General features: G+C 67.1%; 19 protein-coding genes. 2 read left to right on the top strand and 17 right to left on the bottom strand.

Going from position 1 to position 16,345, the window contains the following annotated elements:
* Positions 1-11: 11 nt before the first annotated feature.
* Positions 12-953: a sugar ABC transporter substrate-binding protein gene (locus CJ014_RS04280; protein ID WP_100079237.1), complete on the bottom strand. Its 942-nt coding sequence runs from the start codon at positions 951-953 to the stop codon at positions 12-14.
* A gap of 178 nt (positions 954-1,131) precedes the next feature.
* Between CJ014_RS04280 and CJ014_RS04275 the strand changes: the two genes are divergently transcribed.
* Positions 1,132-2,142 carry a LacI family DNA-binding transcriptional regulator gene (locus tag CJ014_RS04275; RefSeq protein ID WP_100079236.1) on the top strand — a complete coding sequence of 337 codons (1,011 nt, stop codon included), beginning with the start codon at positions 1,132-1,134 and terminating at the stop codon, positions 2,140-2,142.
* Positions 2,143-2,162: 20 nt separating this feature from the next.
* Here CJ014_RS04275 and CJ014_RS04270 read toward each other — a convergent pair whose 3' ends face one another.
* From CJ014_RS04270 to phnG, 15 genes are all read right to left on the bottom strand, one after another.
* Positions 2,163-2,852, bottom strand: a complete 690-nt coding sequence (locus tag CJ014_RS04270; protein ID WP_100079235.1) for a DUF1045 domain-containing protein — start codon at positions 2,850-2,852, stop codon at positions 2,163-2,165.
* A gap of 9 nt (positions 2,853-2,861) precedes the next feature.
* Positions 2,862-3,443, bottom strand: coding sequence for a phosphonate metabolism protein/1,5-bisphosphokinase (PRPP-forming) PhnN (gene phnN / locus CJ014_RS04265; protein WP_100079234.1), 582 nt, complete (start codon positions 3,441-3,443; stop codon positions 2,862-2,864).
* A complete protein-coding gene (locus tag CJ014_RS04260) occupies positions 3,443-4,588 on the bottom strand; it encodes an alpha-D-ribose 1-methylphosphonate 5-triphosphate diphosphatase (RefSeq protein ID WP_100079233.1) in 1,146 nt (381 codons plus the stop codon). Before CJ014_RS04260 ends, phnN begins: the two co-directional genes overlap by 1 nt.
* A gap of 17 nt (positions 4,589-4,605) precedes the next feature.
* Positions 4,606-6,096 carry a phosphonate ABC transporter, permease protein PhnE gene (gene phnE, locus CJ014_RS04255; RefSeq protein ID WP_100079232.1) on the bottom strand — a complete coding sequence of 497 codons (1,491 nt, stop codon included), beginning with the start codon at positions 6,094-6,096 and terminating at the stop codon, positions 4,606-4,608.
* A 12-nt stretch (positions 6,097-6,108) separates the two neighbouring features.
* Positions 6,109-7,056, bottom strand: a complete 948-nt coding sequence (phnE, locus tag CJ014_RS04250; RefSeq protein ID WP_100079231.1) for a phosphonate ABC transporter, permease protein PhnE — start codon at positions 7,054-7,056, stop codon at positions 6,109-6,111.
* A gap of 66 nt (positions 7,057-7,122) precedes the next feature.
* Positions 7,123-8,028, bottom strand: coding sequence for a phosphonate ABC transporter substrate-binding protein (gene phnD, locus CJ014_RS04245; RefSeq protein ID WP_100079230.1), 906 nt, complete (start codon positions 8,026-8,028; stop codon positions 7,123-7,125).
* Between the two features lie 256 nt (positions 8,029-8,284).
* Positions 8,285-9,121, bottom strand: coding sequence for a phosphonate ABC transporter ATP-binding protein (gene phnC / locus CJ014_RS04240; protein WP_100079229.1), 837 nt, complete (start codon positions 9,119-9,121; stop codon positions 8,285-8,287).
* Positions 9,122-9,213: 92 nt separating this feature from the next.
* Entirely contained in the window at positions 9,214-9,828 is a 615-nt protein-coding gene (locus CJ014_RS04235; RefSeq protein WP_100079228.1) for a DapH/DapD/GlmU-related protein, read from the bottom strand.
* Positions 9,825-10,529: a phosphonate C-P lyase system protein PhnL gene (phnL, locus tag CJ014_RS04230; RefSeq protein ID WP_100079227.1), complete on the bottom strand. Its 705-nt coding sequence runs from the start codon at positions 10,527-10,529 to the stop codon at positions 9,825-9,827. Before phnL ends, CJ014_RS04235 begins: the two co-directional genes overlap by 4 nt.
* Before the next feature lie 12 nt (positions 10,530-10,541).
* Complete coding sequence (gene phnK / locus CJ014_RS04225) at positions 10,542-11,318, bottom strand: phosphonate C-P lyase system protein PhnK (RefSeq protein ID WP_100079226.1); 777 nt, start codon at positions 11,316-11,318, stop codon at positions 10,542-10,544.
* Positions 11,315-12,163 (bottom strand): alpha-D-ribose 1-methylphosphonate 5-phosphate C-P-lyase PhnJ, encoded by an 849-nt coding sequence (locus CJ014_RS04220; RefSeq protein WP_280952315.1) that lies wholly within the window; start codon positions 12,161-12,163, stop codon positions 11,315-11,317. The genes phnK and CJ014_RS04220 overlap by 4 nt, the downstream gene beginning before the upstream one ends.
* Complete coding sequence (locus CJ014_RS27475) at positions 12,160-12,381, bottom strand: hypothetical protein (RefSeq protein ID WP_133121800.1); 222 nt, start codon at positions 12,379-12,381, stop codon at positions 12,160-12,162. The genes CJ014_RS04220 and CJ014_RS27475 overlap by 4 nt, the downstream gene beginning before the upstream one ends.
* A complete protein-coding gene (locus tag CJ014_RS04215) occupies positions 12,378-13,496 on the bottom strand; it encodes a carbon-phosphorus lyase complex subunit (RefSeq protein ID WP_100079224.1) in 1,119 nt (372 codons plus the stop codon). Before CJ014_RS04215 ends, CJ014_RS27475 begins: the two co-directional genes overlap by 4 nt.
* A gap of 3 nt (positions 13,497-13,499) precedes the next feature.
* Entirely contained in the window at positions 13,500-14,108 is a 609-nt protein-coding gene (gene phnH, locus CJ014_RS04210) for a phosphonate C-P lyase system protein PhnH (RefSeq protein ID WP_425351888.1), read from the bottom strand.
* Positions 14,108-14,569, bottom strand: a complete 462-nt coding sequence (phnG, locus tag CJ014_RS04205; RefSeq protein ID WP_100079223.1) for a phosphonate C-P lyase system protein PhnG — start codon at positions 14,567-14,569, stop codon at positions 14,108-14,110. Before phnG ends, phnH begins: the two co-directional genes overlap by 1 nt.
* 127 nt (positions 14,570-14,696) lie before the next feature.
* Here phnG and phnF point away from each other — a divergent pair, with 127 nt between their 5' ends.
* Positions 14,697-15,434, top strand: a complete 738-nt coding sequence (gene phnF / locus CJ014_RS04200; RefSeq protein WP_100079222.1) for a phosphonate metabolism transcriptional regulator PhnF — start codon at positions 14,697-14,699, stop codon at positions 15,432-15,434.
* 21 nt (positions 15,435-15,455) lie between these two features.
* On the opposite strand, the gene pdxY is transcribed toward phnF, so the two are convergent.
* On the bottom strand, positions 15,456-16,304 hold the full coding sequence (pdxY, locus tag CJ014_RS04195) for a pyridoxal kinase PdxY (RefSeq protein WP_100079221.1): 849 nt from the start codon (positions 16,302-16,304) through the stop codon (positions 15,456-15,458).
* Between the last annotated feature and the right edge of the window lie 41 nt (positions 16,305-16,345).

Genomic DNA, 16,345 nt, shown 5'->3' with positions numbered 1-16,345 from the left:
GTCACGCGGCCTTAGTTGCCGATCGCCTCGGGATGGGCCTCGATGAAGGCGTTGACCGTCTCGGGCGTGACGAGCACGGCCGGAACTTCTTCCGCATGCGGCTGCCAGTCGGCGCCGGCCTCGATGATCTTGGGGATCAGCTTCACCATGTTGGCGCCTTCGGTGTAGCTGTCCTGCCAGGCGGTGCCGTGCATGTGGCCGTTGCGGATGTTCTCCAGCGCCTGCGCGTTGCCGTTGACGCCGTAGACCTTGACGTCGTCGCGGGCCTGCTGGCGCAAGGCGCCGATGGCGCCGATGGCCGGATCGTCCCAGCAGCCCCAGATGGCCAGGTTGCCCTCGCCGGCCGGATGCGAGGCCAGCCAGGCGTTGGCATACTGGGCGCCGTCCTCGAAGTAGCCGGGGATGCGCACCTGGTTCTTGGTGACGGTAATGTCCGGGAAAGCCTCGATCATCTGGTCGAACACCACCTCGCGGTTCCGGCAGACCTCGCCGGTGCGGTAGGTCAGCGCCAGGATGGCGCCCTTGCCGGCCATCTGATCGAGCATCAGCTTGATCACCGGCTCGGCCATCGGCGCGCCCGAACCGTTGGTCGCCGCCACTGTGCCGCCGATGCCGCCGCCCCACGTCACCACCGGCACGCCGGCGGCCTTGGCCGAATCGAGGCCGGCTCCGATGGAGCTGTAGGGAAAGACCATGTCGACGACGGCCTTGGCGCCGCGCTGGACGAAGTTCTGGATCGCCGCGTTCGCCTGATCGGCGCTGCCGGCCGCGTCGATGACCGAGATCGTCCAGCCGATCTCCTTGGCCGCGTCTTCCGCCCCCTTGATGTAGCGGGCGTTGTTCGCCTCGGTGGCCGAGATCGAAACGACGCCGATGAGCTTGTCTTCCTGGGCCAAGGCCAGAGTGGTCGTCAGCGCCAGCGCGGCCATCAGGCCGCATGCGAGTTCTTTCATGGGGTTCCTCTCCCTTAGGCGGTGCCGATCGCTTCGTTATGGTGTCTGGCGAACTTGGCTAACCGTTTCGCTAGCGTCGCGCAAACATTTGGAGAGGTCAAGGGGATTTACGCTAAAAACTGCTAGACAACGCCATGCGCCGCTTGCCATACTCAGCGAAACGTTTAGCTGGTATACGATGGCTACGATCAAGGATGTCGCCCGAGAGGCGGAAGTATCCACCGCGACCGTGTCGGCGGTGATCAACGACAGCGCCTATGTGAGCCCGGCGCTCAGGGCGAGAGTGCTCTCGGCGATCGACGCCCTGGGCTATGCGCCGTCGCAGGTGGCGCGCAATTTCAAGCACGGGCGAAGTCAGCTCATCGCGCTGGTGGTGGCCGACCTCGCCAACCCCTTCTATTCCCGCCTCGTCTGGGCGGCGGAAGCCGATGTGTCGGCCTGGGGCTATTCGCTGGTCGTCTTCAACAGCGACGAGAAGCCGGACAACGAAAAGCGAATCCTCAGCCGCGTCCGCATGCTCGGCTGCGACGGCGTGCTGCTGGTTCCGGTCGGCGACGAGGATCACTATCCGGTCCGCGACACCCGCCGCTGGCCGCCGACCGTTCTTTATGGCCGGTCGTTCAACCGCGACAACATGGACACCGTCACGCTCGACAACCACGAGGCGGCGCGGCTCGCCACCAACTATCTGCTCGACCTCGGCCATCGCCGCATTGGCTCGATCGCCGCGCCCACCCATCTCAACACCGGACGCGACCGCCTCGCCGGCATGATCGACGCCATGGCCGCCCGGGGCGTGACGCCGCGCCCCGAACACATCCGCAGCGGCGACTTCCGCGAGCAGATGGCCTATTCGGTGGCCCGCGAGATGCTGAAGCAGCCGGACAGACCTTCGGCGCTCTATGTCGCCAACGGGCTGATGGCCCTCGGCGTGATGCGGGCGCTGTCCGATCTCGGCCTCCGGTGCCCGGAGGACATCTCGATCGTCTCGACCGACACCGTCTCCGGGCCGGGCGGCCTGCGGCCGCAGTTGACCCGCACCGAGCACCCCCTGGAGGAAATGACCTACGAGGCGCTCCGCCTGCTGGTCGACCGCATCCAGCACGGCAATTCCCGGCCGCCGGGCAACGTGGTGTTCACGCCAAGCCTGGTGCTCGGCGACAGCTGTGCGCCGGCGACGGATGGATAACGGGCCGGAAGGCTCGGCGGTCAGGCCTGCCCGCCGAACTCGGCGCGCGACAGGGCGACGAAGTCGGCCTCTGGCACCTCCTCCATGAATATGGTCAGCGCGTCGAGGACGACGGGCTGTCGCAGGCTGTCGGCGAACAGTTCGGCAAGATGGCCGCCCACCGCCGCGCGCAGCTCTTCCGGCACCGGGCCGGTCAGCGACATATGGAAACGGAACCGTCCGAAGACATAAGGATAGCCCCAGGTCTTGAGGTTCTCCACCTCGACCGCATCGAGGTTGGACCCGTTGCGGCGGGCGAACTCCTCGGCGCCCATGGGAGCCCGGAATCGGTCGAACTCGGTTACCACCGCGTCGGCGAGCGTTCGCAGCGCGGCGGGGGCATCCTCTGGAACCAGCGCGAAAAAATGGCCGATGCGCGCCACCTTGAGGCAGCCGATATCCAGCGGCGCTTGCCTCCGGGCAAAATCGCCGGCGGCGGCCTGCAAGTCCCAGGAATGAAACTCCGGCTTGAGGCGCATCGGCGGCTTCAGCGTGGCGTGGAAGCCGTAGCGGCGCGGATCGGTCACCAGCGGCTCCCAGGCCGGCGGCAGCGTTCGCGCCGGCACCCGGCCACCGAAGGCATCGCGGCCAAGCCATCGCACCGCGGTGCGCCTGAGCGGATGGTCGATCGATGGGGCGTAGTAGAGCGCGTAGCGGGCACGGTGCGGCATGATCGTCCTTCAGGCCTGACGGTCGGCAATTTCCTCGACCAGCGCGGCAAAGCGCCGTCCGGCCTCGGCAAGATCGCCGCTGTTGTCGACGGTGTAAACGGCCAGCCCGGCCGGCAACGCCGGTTCCGGCCGGTCGAGGCGGGCGCTGACTTCCGCCGCCGTCTCGCGGCCACGCGCCGTGAGCCTGGCCATCAGGCAGTCGCGGTCGGCGGTGACGCGGATCACCGCAAGCGACGGATAAGCGGCGGCGAAATCGGCAAGGGCGGCGCGGCTGCCGTTGGCGACCAGGCAGCGGCCGGACCGGACTGCCTCGAGCGTCGCGGCCGGGATGCCGTAACCATGGCCGTGTGCCCGCCAGAAAACGGCAAAGCCGCCGGCCACCGCCGCCGCCTCGAATTCGTCGGGGCTCACCGGCCAATGCGCCTCGCCACCGGCGTCGCCGGCCCTTGTCACCATCCGCCGCACGAAGGCGATATCGGACCGTTCGGCGAGGCGGTTGGCTGCCAGAGCCATCAGGCTGTCCTTGCCGGCACCGGATGGCCCGACCACGACGATCATGCAGCCGGCCGGCGCTGCCCGAAGCCCGCTCATCACGCCACCCGCCGCCCTTCGCGCCAGACGGCCCGCACTACCGGAACGCCCGCGTCGCGATGCACGCGAACCAGGTCGGCGCGGAGCCCCTCGGCGAGGCGGCCGCGGTCGGCAAGGCCGACGCTCCGGGCCGGCGTGGCGGTGACCATGGCGATCGCCTGCGGCAGATCGATGCCAGCCACCCGGTCGGCCAGGATGAACGGGGCGTGGATCAGGCTGATCGGCACGTAATCGGAGGAGAGCACGTCGAGCACGCCGGCAGCCGCCAGGTCGCCGGCCGCAATGTTGCCGGAATGCGACCGGCCGCGCACGATGTTGGGCGCGCCCATCAGCACGGCGATGCCGGCGGCATGCGAGGCGCGCGCCGCGTCGAGCGTCGTCGGGAACTCGGCGATGCGGACGCCATGGCCGGCCGACTCGGCGACATGGTCGATGGTGGCGTCGTCATGGCTGGCCAGCGCGATGCCGCGCGCCCGGCAATCGGCAGCCACAGCCTGACGATTGGGGCCGGAATGGCGGGCCGATGCCTCTTGCCGACGGGCAATGAAGGCGGCGAAGGCTGCGTCGGAAAGGCCGCGCTTGGTCTTGTAGTAGAGCGTGTACTGGTCCATCGTCTGGAACTGCCGCTGGCCCGGCGCATGGTCCATCACCGAGGCGAGGTGCACCAAGGGATCGTCGCGGAAGGCCTCGTAGTCGGCGAGCATGTCGGGCGCCGATACCTCGCAGCGCAAGTGGATGAGATGGTCGGCGCGGAAACGGCCCTGCTCGCGCCCCTCGTGCAGCGCATCGGCCAGCGCCCGCATCTCGCCCGGTGCGAAGCCGCCATCCTCGTCCGACCCCATGCGCAGGCAGTCGAACACCGTGGTAATGCCGGCCGTCGCCACCTGGCCGTCGTGCGCCTGGATGGCGGCGATAGTGTCCCAGCGCACGCCGGGCCTCGGCGCATAATGCACCTCGAGATGATCGGTGTGCAGCTCGACGAGGCCGGGAATGAGATAATCTCCTTCGAGATCGAGGCCGCTCCGCGCCGACCCTTCCGTCACCTCGGCGATGCGGCCGTCGCGCACGACCACGCCGCCGGCGACGACGCGGTCCTCCAGCACGAGGTTGGCGTTGCAAATCTCGAAATCGCGCGCATCGGTCATCTCAGGTCTTCTTTTCGTCAAGACTGCGCGCGGCCGGTCAGCCGGCTGCGCAGGGCATTGGAAATGGTGTCGAAGATGAACACGGTGCCGATGATCAGGATCACCATGTAGAAAATGTTCGGCCAGTTGGTGTGGGTGCGCATCGCCTCCCACAGCTTGAGGCCGATGCCGCCGGCGCCCATGGCGCCGATGATGGTGGCCGAACGGGTATTGGATTCCCAGAAATACAGCGTCTGGCTGACGAAGACGGGCAACACCTGCGGCAGCACGCCGAAGCGTTGCACGGCGATCGGCGCGGCGCCCACCGAGGTCAGCCCGTCGCGCGGCTTGCCGTCGATGTTCTCCAGCGCCTCCGAGAACAGCTTGCCGAGCGAACCGGTGTCGGTGAAGAAGATCGCCGCCATGCCGGAGATCGGTCCCGGGCCGAAGGCGCGGGTGAAGAACAGCGCCCAGATCAGCATGTCGACCGAACGCAGGAAGTCGAAGAAGCGCTTGGCCGTCTGGTTGGCCAGCCAGTTGACCGTGATGTTGCGGGCGGCAATGAAGCTGAGCGGGAAGGCGACGATCGCTGCGAACAGCGTGCCGATGAAGGCCATCACCACGGTTTCGAGCAGCTTGGTCCAGACGTCGAGGTGCTGCCAGGACGGGTTGTAAAGAAAATCGTCGACGGCGACGGCAAGGTTGCTGCGGGCCAGGTCGAGGCGCGGCTCGGCGGCGATCAGGTGCAGGATCTCGCCGGCCGACTTGCCGAAGAAGGCCGAGTTGGTATCGAAGACGAAGTTGACCCAGCCGGGGAAGCGCCGGTGCACCGCCACCGACCCGCCGTCGATCTGGGCCCAGCCCGAAAGGCCGAAGGTGACGATGATGCGATCGCCGGCCCGCTTCTGCGCCGCCCAGGCCGGCAGCGGCCCGGTCGCCTGCACGTCGGCACCGGTGCCGAGCGGCACGACCAGCGTCTCGCCGCCCTTCTCGACGACGATGCGGTCGGGTGTGGCGACAAGGCGGGCACCGGCGGAGAAACGCACCTCGGCGCGCTTCACCACCTCCTCGATGCGGACGGTCGGCGGGGTGGCGGAAACAGCGGGCGCCGCATCGGGTGCCATGAAGCCGCCGCCGGCCATGAATCCGCCAGCGGTCGCACCAGTGGGCTTCGGCGCCGCGATGCGCCGCTCCATGGGCGCCCGCTCGACGGTCATCCAGTCGGGCTTCGGGTTGGGGCCGATCGGATCGAAGCGCGGAAAGGTCACGGCCATGGCGCCATCGCGGTCGATCGAGATGGTCGGCCGGTATTCGTAGGTCACCCATTGTACGAGATAGGAGCCGGCGATCTGCCAGTTGGTGTTGGCGAGCACCTGGCCGATGCCGAACACCCACCAGCAGAACATCAGATAGACAACCGTGGCGGCGGCCAGCGCCGGCACGCGCCACACCGTCCAGAATTGCGACCGCACCACATCCGGGTGGCGGGCGGCGATGTCGGCATATTGGTCGGCGGTGAGGGCAAGCATCGCGGAGCCTCCTCAGGCGGCCGGCAGGAAGGCGTCGCGGCCGACCAGGCCCCGGCGCAGCCAGGCGGAAAACTGGTCGACGGCGACGATGGTGCCAAACAGCAGGATGACGATGGCGATGGTCTTGGCGCCGTGGTTCTGGCTGATCGACAGGCGCAGAAGCTCACCGATGCCGCCGCCGCCGACGGCGCCGATGATGGTAGAGGCGCGCACGTTGATCTCGAGGCGCAGGAGGAAATAGCTGGCGAAGTTGGGCAGCACCTGCGGCAGCATGGCGAAGCGGACACGCTCGATCCAGTTGCCGCCGACGGCCCTGAGCCCCTCCTCGGGTTTCATGTCGGCGTTCTCGATCACCTCGAAGAACAGCTTGCCGAGCGCGCCGATGGTATGGATCGTCACCGCCGCAATGGCCGGTATCGGTCCGACCGTGAGGAAAGACAGGAAGAAGCCGGCCACCACCACGTCGGGAAAGGCGCGCAGGATTTCCATGAACCGGCGGGCCGGCCAGCGCACCAGCCGGTTGGGCATCATGTTGCGGGCGGCGAGAAACGACAGCAGGCCGCCGATGAGCGTGCCGAGCACCGTCGACAGCAGCGCTATGTTGAGGGTGATGGCCATCTGGTCGATGTATTCGGGAATATAGAGGCCGGCCATCAAGTAGGCGCGACCCTCCGGGTAGTTGTACCTGAGACTGCCGTCGTCGTAGGGTGAGGGCAGGTCGAACATGGCGCGCCCCACTTCGAGCCAGTCGCGCGGCACCAGATCGCCGGTGAAATCGAGAAAATGTGGCAGCCGGTCGAAAAACTTGCCGGCGTTGGCCTCGTTGGCGAACCATAGCGACAGCGCCACCGCGACGATCAGGCCGCCGACGCCGAGAACGGTGTAAAGGCGCCGCACGCGCGCCTGGGCCTGCCAGTGGCGTTCGATAAGCGCTGCGCGGTCGGAAAGTCTCGTCGGCATGTCGGACCCGAATTGGAGCGGGACCGGCCGGAGAGTTCCGGCCGGTCCGAAAGACACGAACCGCGCTCAGCCGCCGATCTGCGCCTTGCGGGCAGCGACGATGGTCTTGTAGAAGTCCGGCGTCACGTCGGTGAAGTCCTTGAAATCGCCACCCTCGATGGCCGAGAAGCAGGCGGCATCCGACTTCGGCAGATCCTTCATGAAGGCGACGAACTTGGTCTTGATGTCATCCGGCAGGGCGTTGCGGACGACGATCGGACCGTTGGGGATGAGCGGCGACTTCCAGACCTCGACGAGGTCGTCCATGTTGAGCATGCCCTTCTCGACCATCTTCCTGAGATTGCCGGAGGTGTAGCCGTCCTTGAACTCGCCGACGCCCGAACCGAAGGTGGTGCCGGCGTCGAAGGTGCCCTTCAGCACTTCGAGCACCAGGTTCTCGTGGCCGCCGCCGAAACCCGTCGAGGCGAAATAGTCCTTGACCGGCGCGCCGATATCGTCCGGCAGGGAGACGACCGGAACGAGGTAGCCGGACGTCGAGTCCGGATCGGCAAAGCCGAGCTTCTTGCCCTTGAGATCGGCCAGCGTCTTGATGCCGCTGTCCTTGGCGGCGACCATGATCGAATAGTAACCGGTCGAGCCGTCGGTCTGGACGGTGGTCAGCACCGGAGAGACGGCATCCGGATTGGCCAAGGCGATCTTGGCGTAGCCGGAAGCACCGAGCTCGGCCTCGTCGAGCGTGCCGCCCAAAAGGCCTTGAATGACGCCGTCATAGTCGGCGGCCGGGAACAGCGATACCTTCTCGACGCCGAGGACGGCCGGCAGCTTGTCCTGCAGGCACTTGAAGTTGCGCAGGCGGTCGGCCTCGTTCTCGCCGCCCAGAATGCCGATGCGGAAATCCTTGATCTCCTCGGCGGCGGCGGCGCCGGCGAGCGCGACGAGGGCGGTTGCGGCAAATAGAATCTTCTTCAACATCCGTCTCACTCCTGGTTCCGCCGGCCCCGCCGGTCGGATGGTCATGTTGCGCCTCGGGGCATATCCGGCCCGGATCGAAACGATCCGACCGAATATTCCCAAGCTTTTGAATCTGTGGACTTTTCTTGTCGGCCGGGCGATTCCGCCCGATCGGGAAAAGGCTCTAGGCGCGGATAGACGAGCGCGCGGGATCGCTACCCACGAAACCGGCAGCCGGCCTCGCGTGCTCGAAACTTGGTTCGTGATGCTGGCCGCCTTACATGGCGGCGGCGGCCTGCATGGCGAGGCCCGGAACGGTCTCCGGCGCCGGCACCCATTGAGGGGTGATCGAGGTCGAAGTCATGCGCTCGTCGAAATCGTCCTCGGCGCCGTAGATGCGGCGGACCACCTCGGCCGTCAGCTCGGCCGGTGGGCCGTCGAACACCACCCTCCCCTCGGCCATGCCGAGGATGCGCTGACAGTAGGCGCGCGCCGTGTCGAGGGTGTGAAGATTGGTGATGACCGTGATGCCGTCACGGCGGTTGATGTCGGCGAGCGCGTCCATCACCACCTTGGCGTTGAGCGGGTCGAGCGAGGCGATCGGCTCGTCGGCGAGGATGACGCGCGGCTCCTGCATCAGGGCGCGGGCGATGGCGACGCGCTGCTGCTGGCCGCCGCTGAGCGTGCCGGCCGCTTGCAGCACCGTCTGCTCGATGCCGAGCCGTTCCAGCGCTGCGATGGCCATGATGCGCTCGTCGCGGCTGAAGAGATTCATCACCGACAGCGCCGTCGAACGGTGATTGAGGCGGCCGAGCAGCACGTTGGTCAGCACGTCGAGGCGCGGCACCAGATTGAACTGCTGGAAGATCATGGCGCAGTCGCGCCGCCAGCGGCGCAGCGCCTCGCCCTTCAGCGAAACGATCTCGACGTCGCCATAGCGGATCGAACCAGCGGTCGGATCGGCCAGCCGGTTGATCATCCGCAGCAGCGTCGACTTGCCGGCGCCGGAACGACCGATGACACCGACCATCTGCCCCTCGGGGATCGAGAAGCTGACGTCATCGACGGCGACCTTGGTCCCGAAGTGACGCGACAGGTTGCGGATTTCGAACATTCTTCTAGCAGTCCTGCAAGCTTATGTTTTGGATGGACTTGAGTTTACGCCGGCCGGATGTCACTTTCGTGTACAACCGACAGGTAAACCAGCTAATTTTCATACTTATTCAAGAAAGACTCGACATCGAGTTCACGAAAATCTTCGAGCGCCAGCCGAAGTCGTTCGTGATCCCAATCCCACCAGGCAAGCGCCTCCAGCCGATCGGCGATGTCTTCGGGAAAGCGTCGCTTGAGCGGTCGCGCCGGCACGCCCGCCACGATGGTATAGGCGGGCACATCACGGCTCACCACAGCGCCAGCGCCGACGACGGCGCCGTTGCCGATGGACACCCCCGGCAGGACCGTGGCGCCGTGACCGATCCAGACGTCGTGGCCGATGCGAACGCGGTTGTCGCGCCGCCAGGCGAAGAAGTCCTGCTCGTGGTCGGCATCGCCCCAGTAGTCGCCGGCCCGGTAGGTGAAGTGGTGGAGGCTCGCCCGATCCATCGGATGGCGCGTTGCATTGATGCGGACGGCGGCGGCGATGTTGGCGAACTTGCCGATCGTGGCGCACCAGACCATGCCGTCGCGTTCGATATAGGAATAGTCGCCGAGATCGAGCTCGCTGATGCGGCAGCCCTCGGCAATCTCGGTGTAGCGGCCAAGCTGGCTCGCCTCGACGCTGGCGGCCGGATGGATCAGCGGCGTTTCCGACAGGCGGGTCATTGGCCGGCCCTCCGTTGCGAGTAGCGGGATACGTCGACGACGCGGCTCGCCACCCGATCGCGGACGTCCTCGTCATGGAAGATGCCGACCAGCGCCGTGCCGGCCGCCTTCTTCTCCTCGATCATGTCGACGACGACGGCACGGTTGGCGGCGTCCAGCGACGCCGTCGGCTCGTCGAGCAGCAGGATGGGGTGATCGGAGATGAAGCCACGGGCGATGTTGACGCGCTGCTGTTCGCCGCCCGAGAAGGTGGCCGGCGGCAGGCTCCAGAGCTCGCGCGGCAGGTTGAGGCGGGCGAGCGCCGCCTCGGCGCGCTCCAGCGCCTCGGCCCGGTCGCTGCCGAGGGCGATAAGCGGATCGGCCACCACTTCGAGCGCCGGCACGCGCGGAATGGCGCGCAGGAACTGGCTGACGTAGCCGAGGGTGAGGCGGCGGACATCGAGAACCTCGCGCGGCAGCGCTTTCGCCAGGTCGACCGGCCGGCAGGCATGGGCGACCAGGATCTCGCCGGCGTCGACGCCGTAGTTGCCGTAGAGCATCTTCAGGATCGAGCTCTTGCCGACGCCGGACGGGCCGCCGAGCACCAGGCATTCGCCGGCCGCCACCTCGAAGGAGACGTTGGAGAACACCGGCAGGCGGAGGCCGCCGCGCAGATGCATGACGAAGGTCTTGGCGATGTCGCGCACGCGGAGCGGCAGCATGGCGGGGTCCGATCAGGCTTGCGGGATGGAGGAAACGAGAAGCTGGGTGTACGGCTGGCGCGGATCGTCGAGCACGCGGTCGGTCAACCCTTCCTCGATGACGCGGCCATCCTTCATCACCATGATGCGATGGCTGAGCAGCCGCGCGACGGCGAGATCATGCGTCACGATGATCACCGACAGGCCGAGATCGCGCACGAGACCGCGCATCAGGTCGAGAAGGCGCGCCTGCACCGAGACGTCGAGGCCGCCAGTCGGCTCGTCCATGAAGACGAGACGCGGCGCGGTCACCAGGTTGCGGGCGATCTGCAAGCGCTGGCGCATACCGCCGGAAAAGGCGCGCGGGCCGTCGTCGATGCGATCGGCGGCGATCTCGACGCGGGAAAGCCAGTCGAGCGCCGTGCCGCGGATGCGGCCGTAGTGGCGGTCGCCGATGGCCATCAGCCGTTCGCCGACGTTGGCGCCGGCCGAGACGCCCATCCTGAGGCCATCGGCCGGATTCTGGTGGACGAAGCCCCAGTCGGTGCGCATCAGGAAGCGGCGTTCGGCTTCCGGCATGGTCGCGAGATCGCGCCGGCTGCCGTCGCGCATGGCGTAGACGATCGAGCCGCCGTCGGCGGCAAGCCGCGTCGACAGGCAATTGAGCAGGGTCGTCTTGCCCGAGCCGCTCTCGCCAACCACCGCCAGCACCTCCCCCGGCCAGAGGTCGAAGGAGATGTCGGCGCAGCCGAGACGGGCGCCATAAGTCTTGGCGAGATCGCGCACTTCGAGGATGGGGGCGTCCGTCATGATTGCGCCCCCGTCCCGGTGCGTCGGCTTTCGCAATTGTCGGTATCGGAGCAGACGAACATGCGGCCGCCGCGATCGTCGAGCACTACCTCGTCGAGGTAGACGTTGCGGGCACCGCAGAGAGCGCACGGCTCGTTGAAGGTCTGCACTTCGAAGGGATGATCCTCGAAGTCGAGGCTCTTCACCTCAGTATAGGGCGGCACGGCGTAGATGCGCTTTTCGCGGCCGGCGCCGAACAACTGCAAGGCCGGGCTCATCGTCATCTTCGGATTGTCGAATTTCGGGATGGGCGATGGGTCCATCACGTAGCGGCCGGCCACCTTCACCGGATAGGCGTAGGCGGTGGCGATCCGGCCGTGATGGGCGATGTCCTCGTAGAGCTTAACATGCATCAGGCCGTAATCCTCGAGGCCGTGCATCACCCGTGTCTCGGTTTCCCGTGGTTCGAGGAAGCGCAAGGGCTCGGGGATCGGCACCTGATAGACGAGGATCTGGCCTTCCTTGAGCGGATATTCGGGAATGCGGTGGCGCGTCTGGATGACCGTCGCCTCGGCGGTGTGCGTGGTGGTGGCGACGCCGGCCACTTTGCGGAAGAAAGCGCGGATGGACACGGCATTGGTGGTGTCGTCGGCCCCTTGGTCGATCACCTTCAACACGTCGCCGGGGCCGATGACGGCGGCGGTGACCTGCACGCCGCCGGTGCCCCAGCCGTAGGGCATCGGCATCTCGCGGGCGGCGAACGGCACCTGATAGCCGGGGATGGCGAGCGCCTTCAGAATGGCCCGGCGGATCATCCGCTTGGTCTGTTCGTCGAGATAGGCGAAGTTATAGGTGGCGGCGTTCATGATTTTTTGCCACTTCCAATGACAGGATGGTGGACATGCAACTCCTTAAGGACATCCTGCTTGCCATCGTCGTAATCGTTGTCGGCGTTGTTGCCATTCGTCGCAGCGCTTCCAACGACGACTCCTCGATCTGGTCTAATGGTCCGTCTGGCGGCGACGATTGCAACAGGGGCGATAGCGACAACAGGTGTCAGTGATTGCTTTGGGGGGTTGCTCATTGGGCGGCCTCCCCGATCGGCGCGTCGCCCTCTTCGGCCTCCGACACCACGCCGCGCTCCTGCCAGGCGGCGCGCAGCCGGCGGACGAGACCGAGCTCGGCTTGGAAATCGACGTAGTGCGGCAGTTTCAGGTGCTCGACGAAGCCGGTCGCCTCGACGTTGTCGCAATGGGAGATGACGAATTCCTCGTCCTGGGCCGGAGCGGTGATCTCCTCGCCATATTCGGCCGCCCGGAGCGCCCGGTCGCATAGCGACATGGCCATGGCCTTGCGTTCGCTCTGGCCGAACACCAGGCCGTAGCCGCGCGTGAATTGCGGCGGCCGCTCGGCCGATCCCTTGAACTGGTTGACCATCTGGCATTCGGTGACGCGCACCTCGCCGATCGCCACCGAGAAGCCCAATTCGGGAATATCGATCTCCACCGTCGCAAGGCCGATGCGGATCTCGCCGACGAAGGGATGGGTTCGGCCGTAGCCGCGCTGGGTGGAATAGGCGAGCGCCAGCAGAAAGCCTTCGTCGCCGCGGGCAAGCGACTGCAGCCGCTCGGCGCGCGACAGCGGAAATTCCTGCGGCATGCGGGTGATATCGCCCGGTTCGGCGCCCTCGTCGGCCTCCATTTCGATCAGGCTCTCGCCATCTAGGATGTCGGATACGCGCGCCAGGCCGCCGACCCCGCCATCGCGACGGCTTGGCTCCGGCACTTCGGGATCGCCGGAAAGCGTGGGGTCGAGCAGGCGGTGGGTATAGTCGAAAGTGGGGCCGAGAAGCTGGCCGCCCGGCAGATCCTTGTAGGTGGCGGAAACGCGCCGTTCGATGCGCATGGCGCGGCTGTCGAGCGGCCGGCTGATGCCGAAGCGCGGCAGCGTGGTGCGATAGGCGCGCAGGATGAAGATCGCCTCGATCATATCGCCGCGCGCCTGCCGGATGGCCAGCGCCGCGAGCCCCGGATCGTAGAGCGAGGCTTCCGCCATCACCCGGTCGACGGCGAGCGACAGTTGCTCGGCGATCTGCGCCTCGCTGATGGCCGGCAGGCTACGGTCGCCGCGGCGGCGATCGGCGAGCAGGCGATGGGCGTTGTCGATGGCGGCCTCGCCACCCTTGACGGCGACATACATGGCTCAGCCTTCCGAAGGGATGAAATGGGTGGAGCGCGGCAAGGCGACAATCTCGCGCCCCGCCGTCAGCACCACGTCGAGACCGCGCGGGAACAGCGCCCGGTTGGCGGCGCGAAAGGCGGCGAAATCTTCGGGCAGACCATCGACGGCAAGATCGCAAGAACCGTCGATGCCGGGGCCGGCTAGCCGGAAACGCTCGCCCTCGCCGAAGCCTCGCACCTCGATGACGAGCGTCGCCGAGCGGTCGGGGTAATCCTGGCTGCCGAGCGGTAAGTCATCGGGCACGGCGCCGCCCAGCCCGACAAAGGCAAAGGCCGCTTCACCCGGCGCAGCCGTCAGGGAGGCGCCGGTATGAAAGGCGAGCCAGGCTCCGAGCGCCGGCGGCGCATCGTCGCACCAGACCGGCGTGTCGGCATCGCAAAGCGTCAGCGCCAGGGTCGCCTGCGCCGGTCCGGACAGGCCGGGAGCAGCCACGTCGGCGTCGACACGATGACGGCTGCCCGGCCGCGCCATGGCATCCATCAGCAAACGGAAAGCCGCCTGCGCCTCGAACACCGGCTGACCGAAGCCGCCATCGAGGGAAGCGTCGAGGAGAGACATGGTTTGCGGCATCAATCCTCTCCCCGGACCAGCGTGAAGAAATCGACGCGGGTCGACGCCGTCTCGGATTCTTGCCGCCGGCGTTCGTCGATAAGGCGCGCCTCCACGGCCGCACAAAGCCGCTCGACCACCGAACCGCCCTCCTCCGTACCCGCGAGCGCATCGAAGACGGCGGCCCGTCGGGCGCGATCGCGATCGCTGCCGAGCAGTTGGCCGAAACCGATGCGGCCGGATGCCAGCCGCACCGTCGACCGGCTCACCGTTGCCTCGCCGAGGTTGAAACGGGCGCCGTCGCCGCCGATACGGCCGGTCAGCATGACGAGGCCGGTCTCCGGACCGCGCAGGTCGGTCACTTCGGGGGGCACGTCGAGCGCCGCCCAGGCGGCTTCGAGCTCGGCGGCGCTGGCGCGGGCGAGAAGCCCCATGCGCTGGCGGCGGCGCCCGGTCTCTGGATCGGCAAGGGCGGCGTCCATTGGCTCGCTCCGGTTCCGCCCGCACGCTATGCTGCATGGCGGGCTTGCATCGCGTCAAATTGTCTATTAATCTAGACAACTACACAATAACGAGAGTCTTAACCGAACTCCGTGACAGCGAGGTGACATGGCCCAGCAGAAACCGGTCGAGCGACATTCCGGCGTCTCACTCTGGCGGCAGATCGCCGACCGCATTCGCGTGTCGATCGCCGACGGCGAATTCCGGGAAACCGGCCGGCTACCGCCGGCCTTCGATCTCGCCGACCGCTTCGGCGTCAACCGGCACACGGTGCGGGCCGCCCTCGCCTTCCTGGCGGAGGAAGGGCTCGTCGAGAGCATTCAGGGCCATGGCACCGTCATCGTCGGCGGCCGCCAGCTGACGCTACCCATCTCGAAACGCACGCGTTTCTCGGCCGGCCTCGGCGATCAGGCGTCGTCGGTGGCAACGCGCCTGCTGAATTCGAGCGAACTGCCGGCTCCGGCCGAGGTGGCAAGCTTGCTGCAGATCGCACCCGAGCGGCCGGTGATCGAAGTGGAGGAAGCCGGCTACGTCGACGGCCGTCCCGTCTCCTGTTCGCAGCATTTCTTTCCGGCCGATCGCTTCCCCGACATCGCCCGCCATATCGCCGCCACCGGCTCGATCACCCGCGCCTTCGCGGCCTGTGGCCTGCCCGACTATCTCCGGCACAGCACCGAAGTATCGGCCCGTCACGCCGACGCCCGCGAGCGCGAGCTGATGAAGCTGTCGCCCGGTGCCATCGTGCTCGAAACGCGCGCCATCGATACCGACCTCGACGGCCGGCCTGTGCAATGTTCGCGGACGCGCTTCTCCGCCGACCGCATCAGCCTCAGGATGACCGCCTGAGCGCCGGCACTGCGTCGCCGATCAGACCGGAACGGCCGGTATGACCGTCGACGGCCGGACGATCTCGTCCTGGGCGGCGATCAGCACGATCTCCCGGCTGCCGGCCTCGACCGTTCGGTTGAGCAGCCCGAACACCGAGGAGACCGAACGCGACAGGGCCTCCGGCACCGAGCGCGTGGTCAGCCAGTGCACGTAGAACAGCGCCGCGATGGCGTCGCCGGCGCCGTTGACCGACAGCGGCAGCCGCCGCGAGCGGGCAAGCCACAGATGGCTGCCATCGGAGGCGACGATGTCGAGCGCGTCATCCGGCGTGCCGTCGACGATCAGCGACGTGACGAGCACGACCTTGGGGCCAAGCGCGTGCAGGTCGGCCACCGACGCCTTCACGTCGCTCATGGAGGCCGAGGGGCGACCCACCAGAAAGTCGAGCTCGAAATGGTTGGGCGTCACGAGATCGGCCGCCGGCACCGCCTGGTCGCGGAAAAACTCCGGCACGCCGGGGCGCACGAAAATTCCCCGGCCGACGTCGCCGATCACCGGGTCGCAGGCGTAGGCGGCCGCCGGATTGGCCTCTCGCACCCGCTTCACGGCCCTCAGAATCGAGTCCCCGATCGCCGGAGCGCCGACATAGCCGGACAGGACGCCGTCGCAGCTACCCAGCACGCCGCGCTCGGAGATGCCTTCGACGCAATCGTCGATCAGCGAGCTGTCGAACACCTGTCCCTTCCAGGATCCATAGCCGGTGTGGTTGGAGAACTGAACGGTATGGATGGGCCAGACCTCATGCCCGAGGCGCTGCATGGCGAAAGCGGCCGAGGCGTTGCCGACATGGCCGTAGGCGACGTGGGACTGAATGGACAGGATGTTCATGGATGGCATTTCGGGATCGATGGACGGGACTATGCTTCATG

Source organism: Pleomorphomonas carboxyditropha (assembly GCF_002770725.1).
GTDB lineage: Bacteria > Pseudomonadota > Alphaproteobacteria > Rhizobiales > Pleomorphomonadaceae > Pleomorphomonas > Pleomorphomonas carboxyditropha.
The sequence above is the reverse complement of the archived record's forward strand: the minus strand, read 5'-3'. Positions and strand labels throughout refer to the sequence as shown.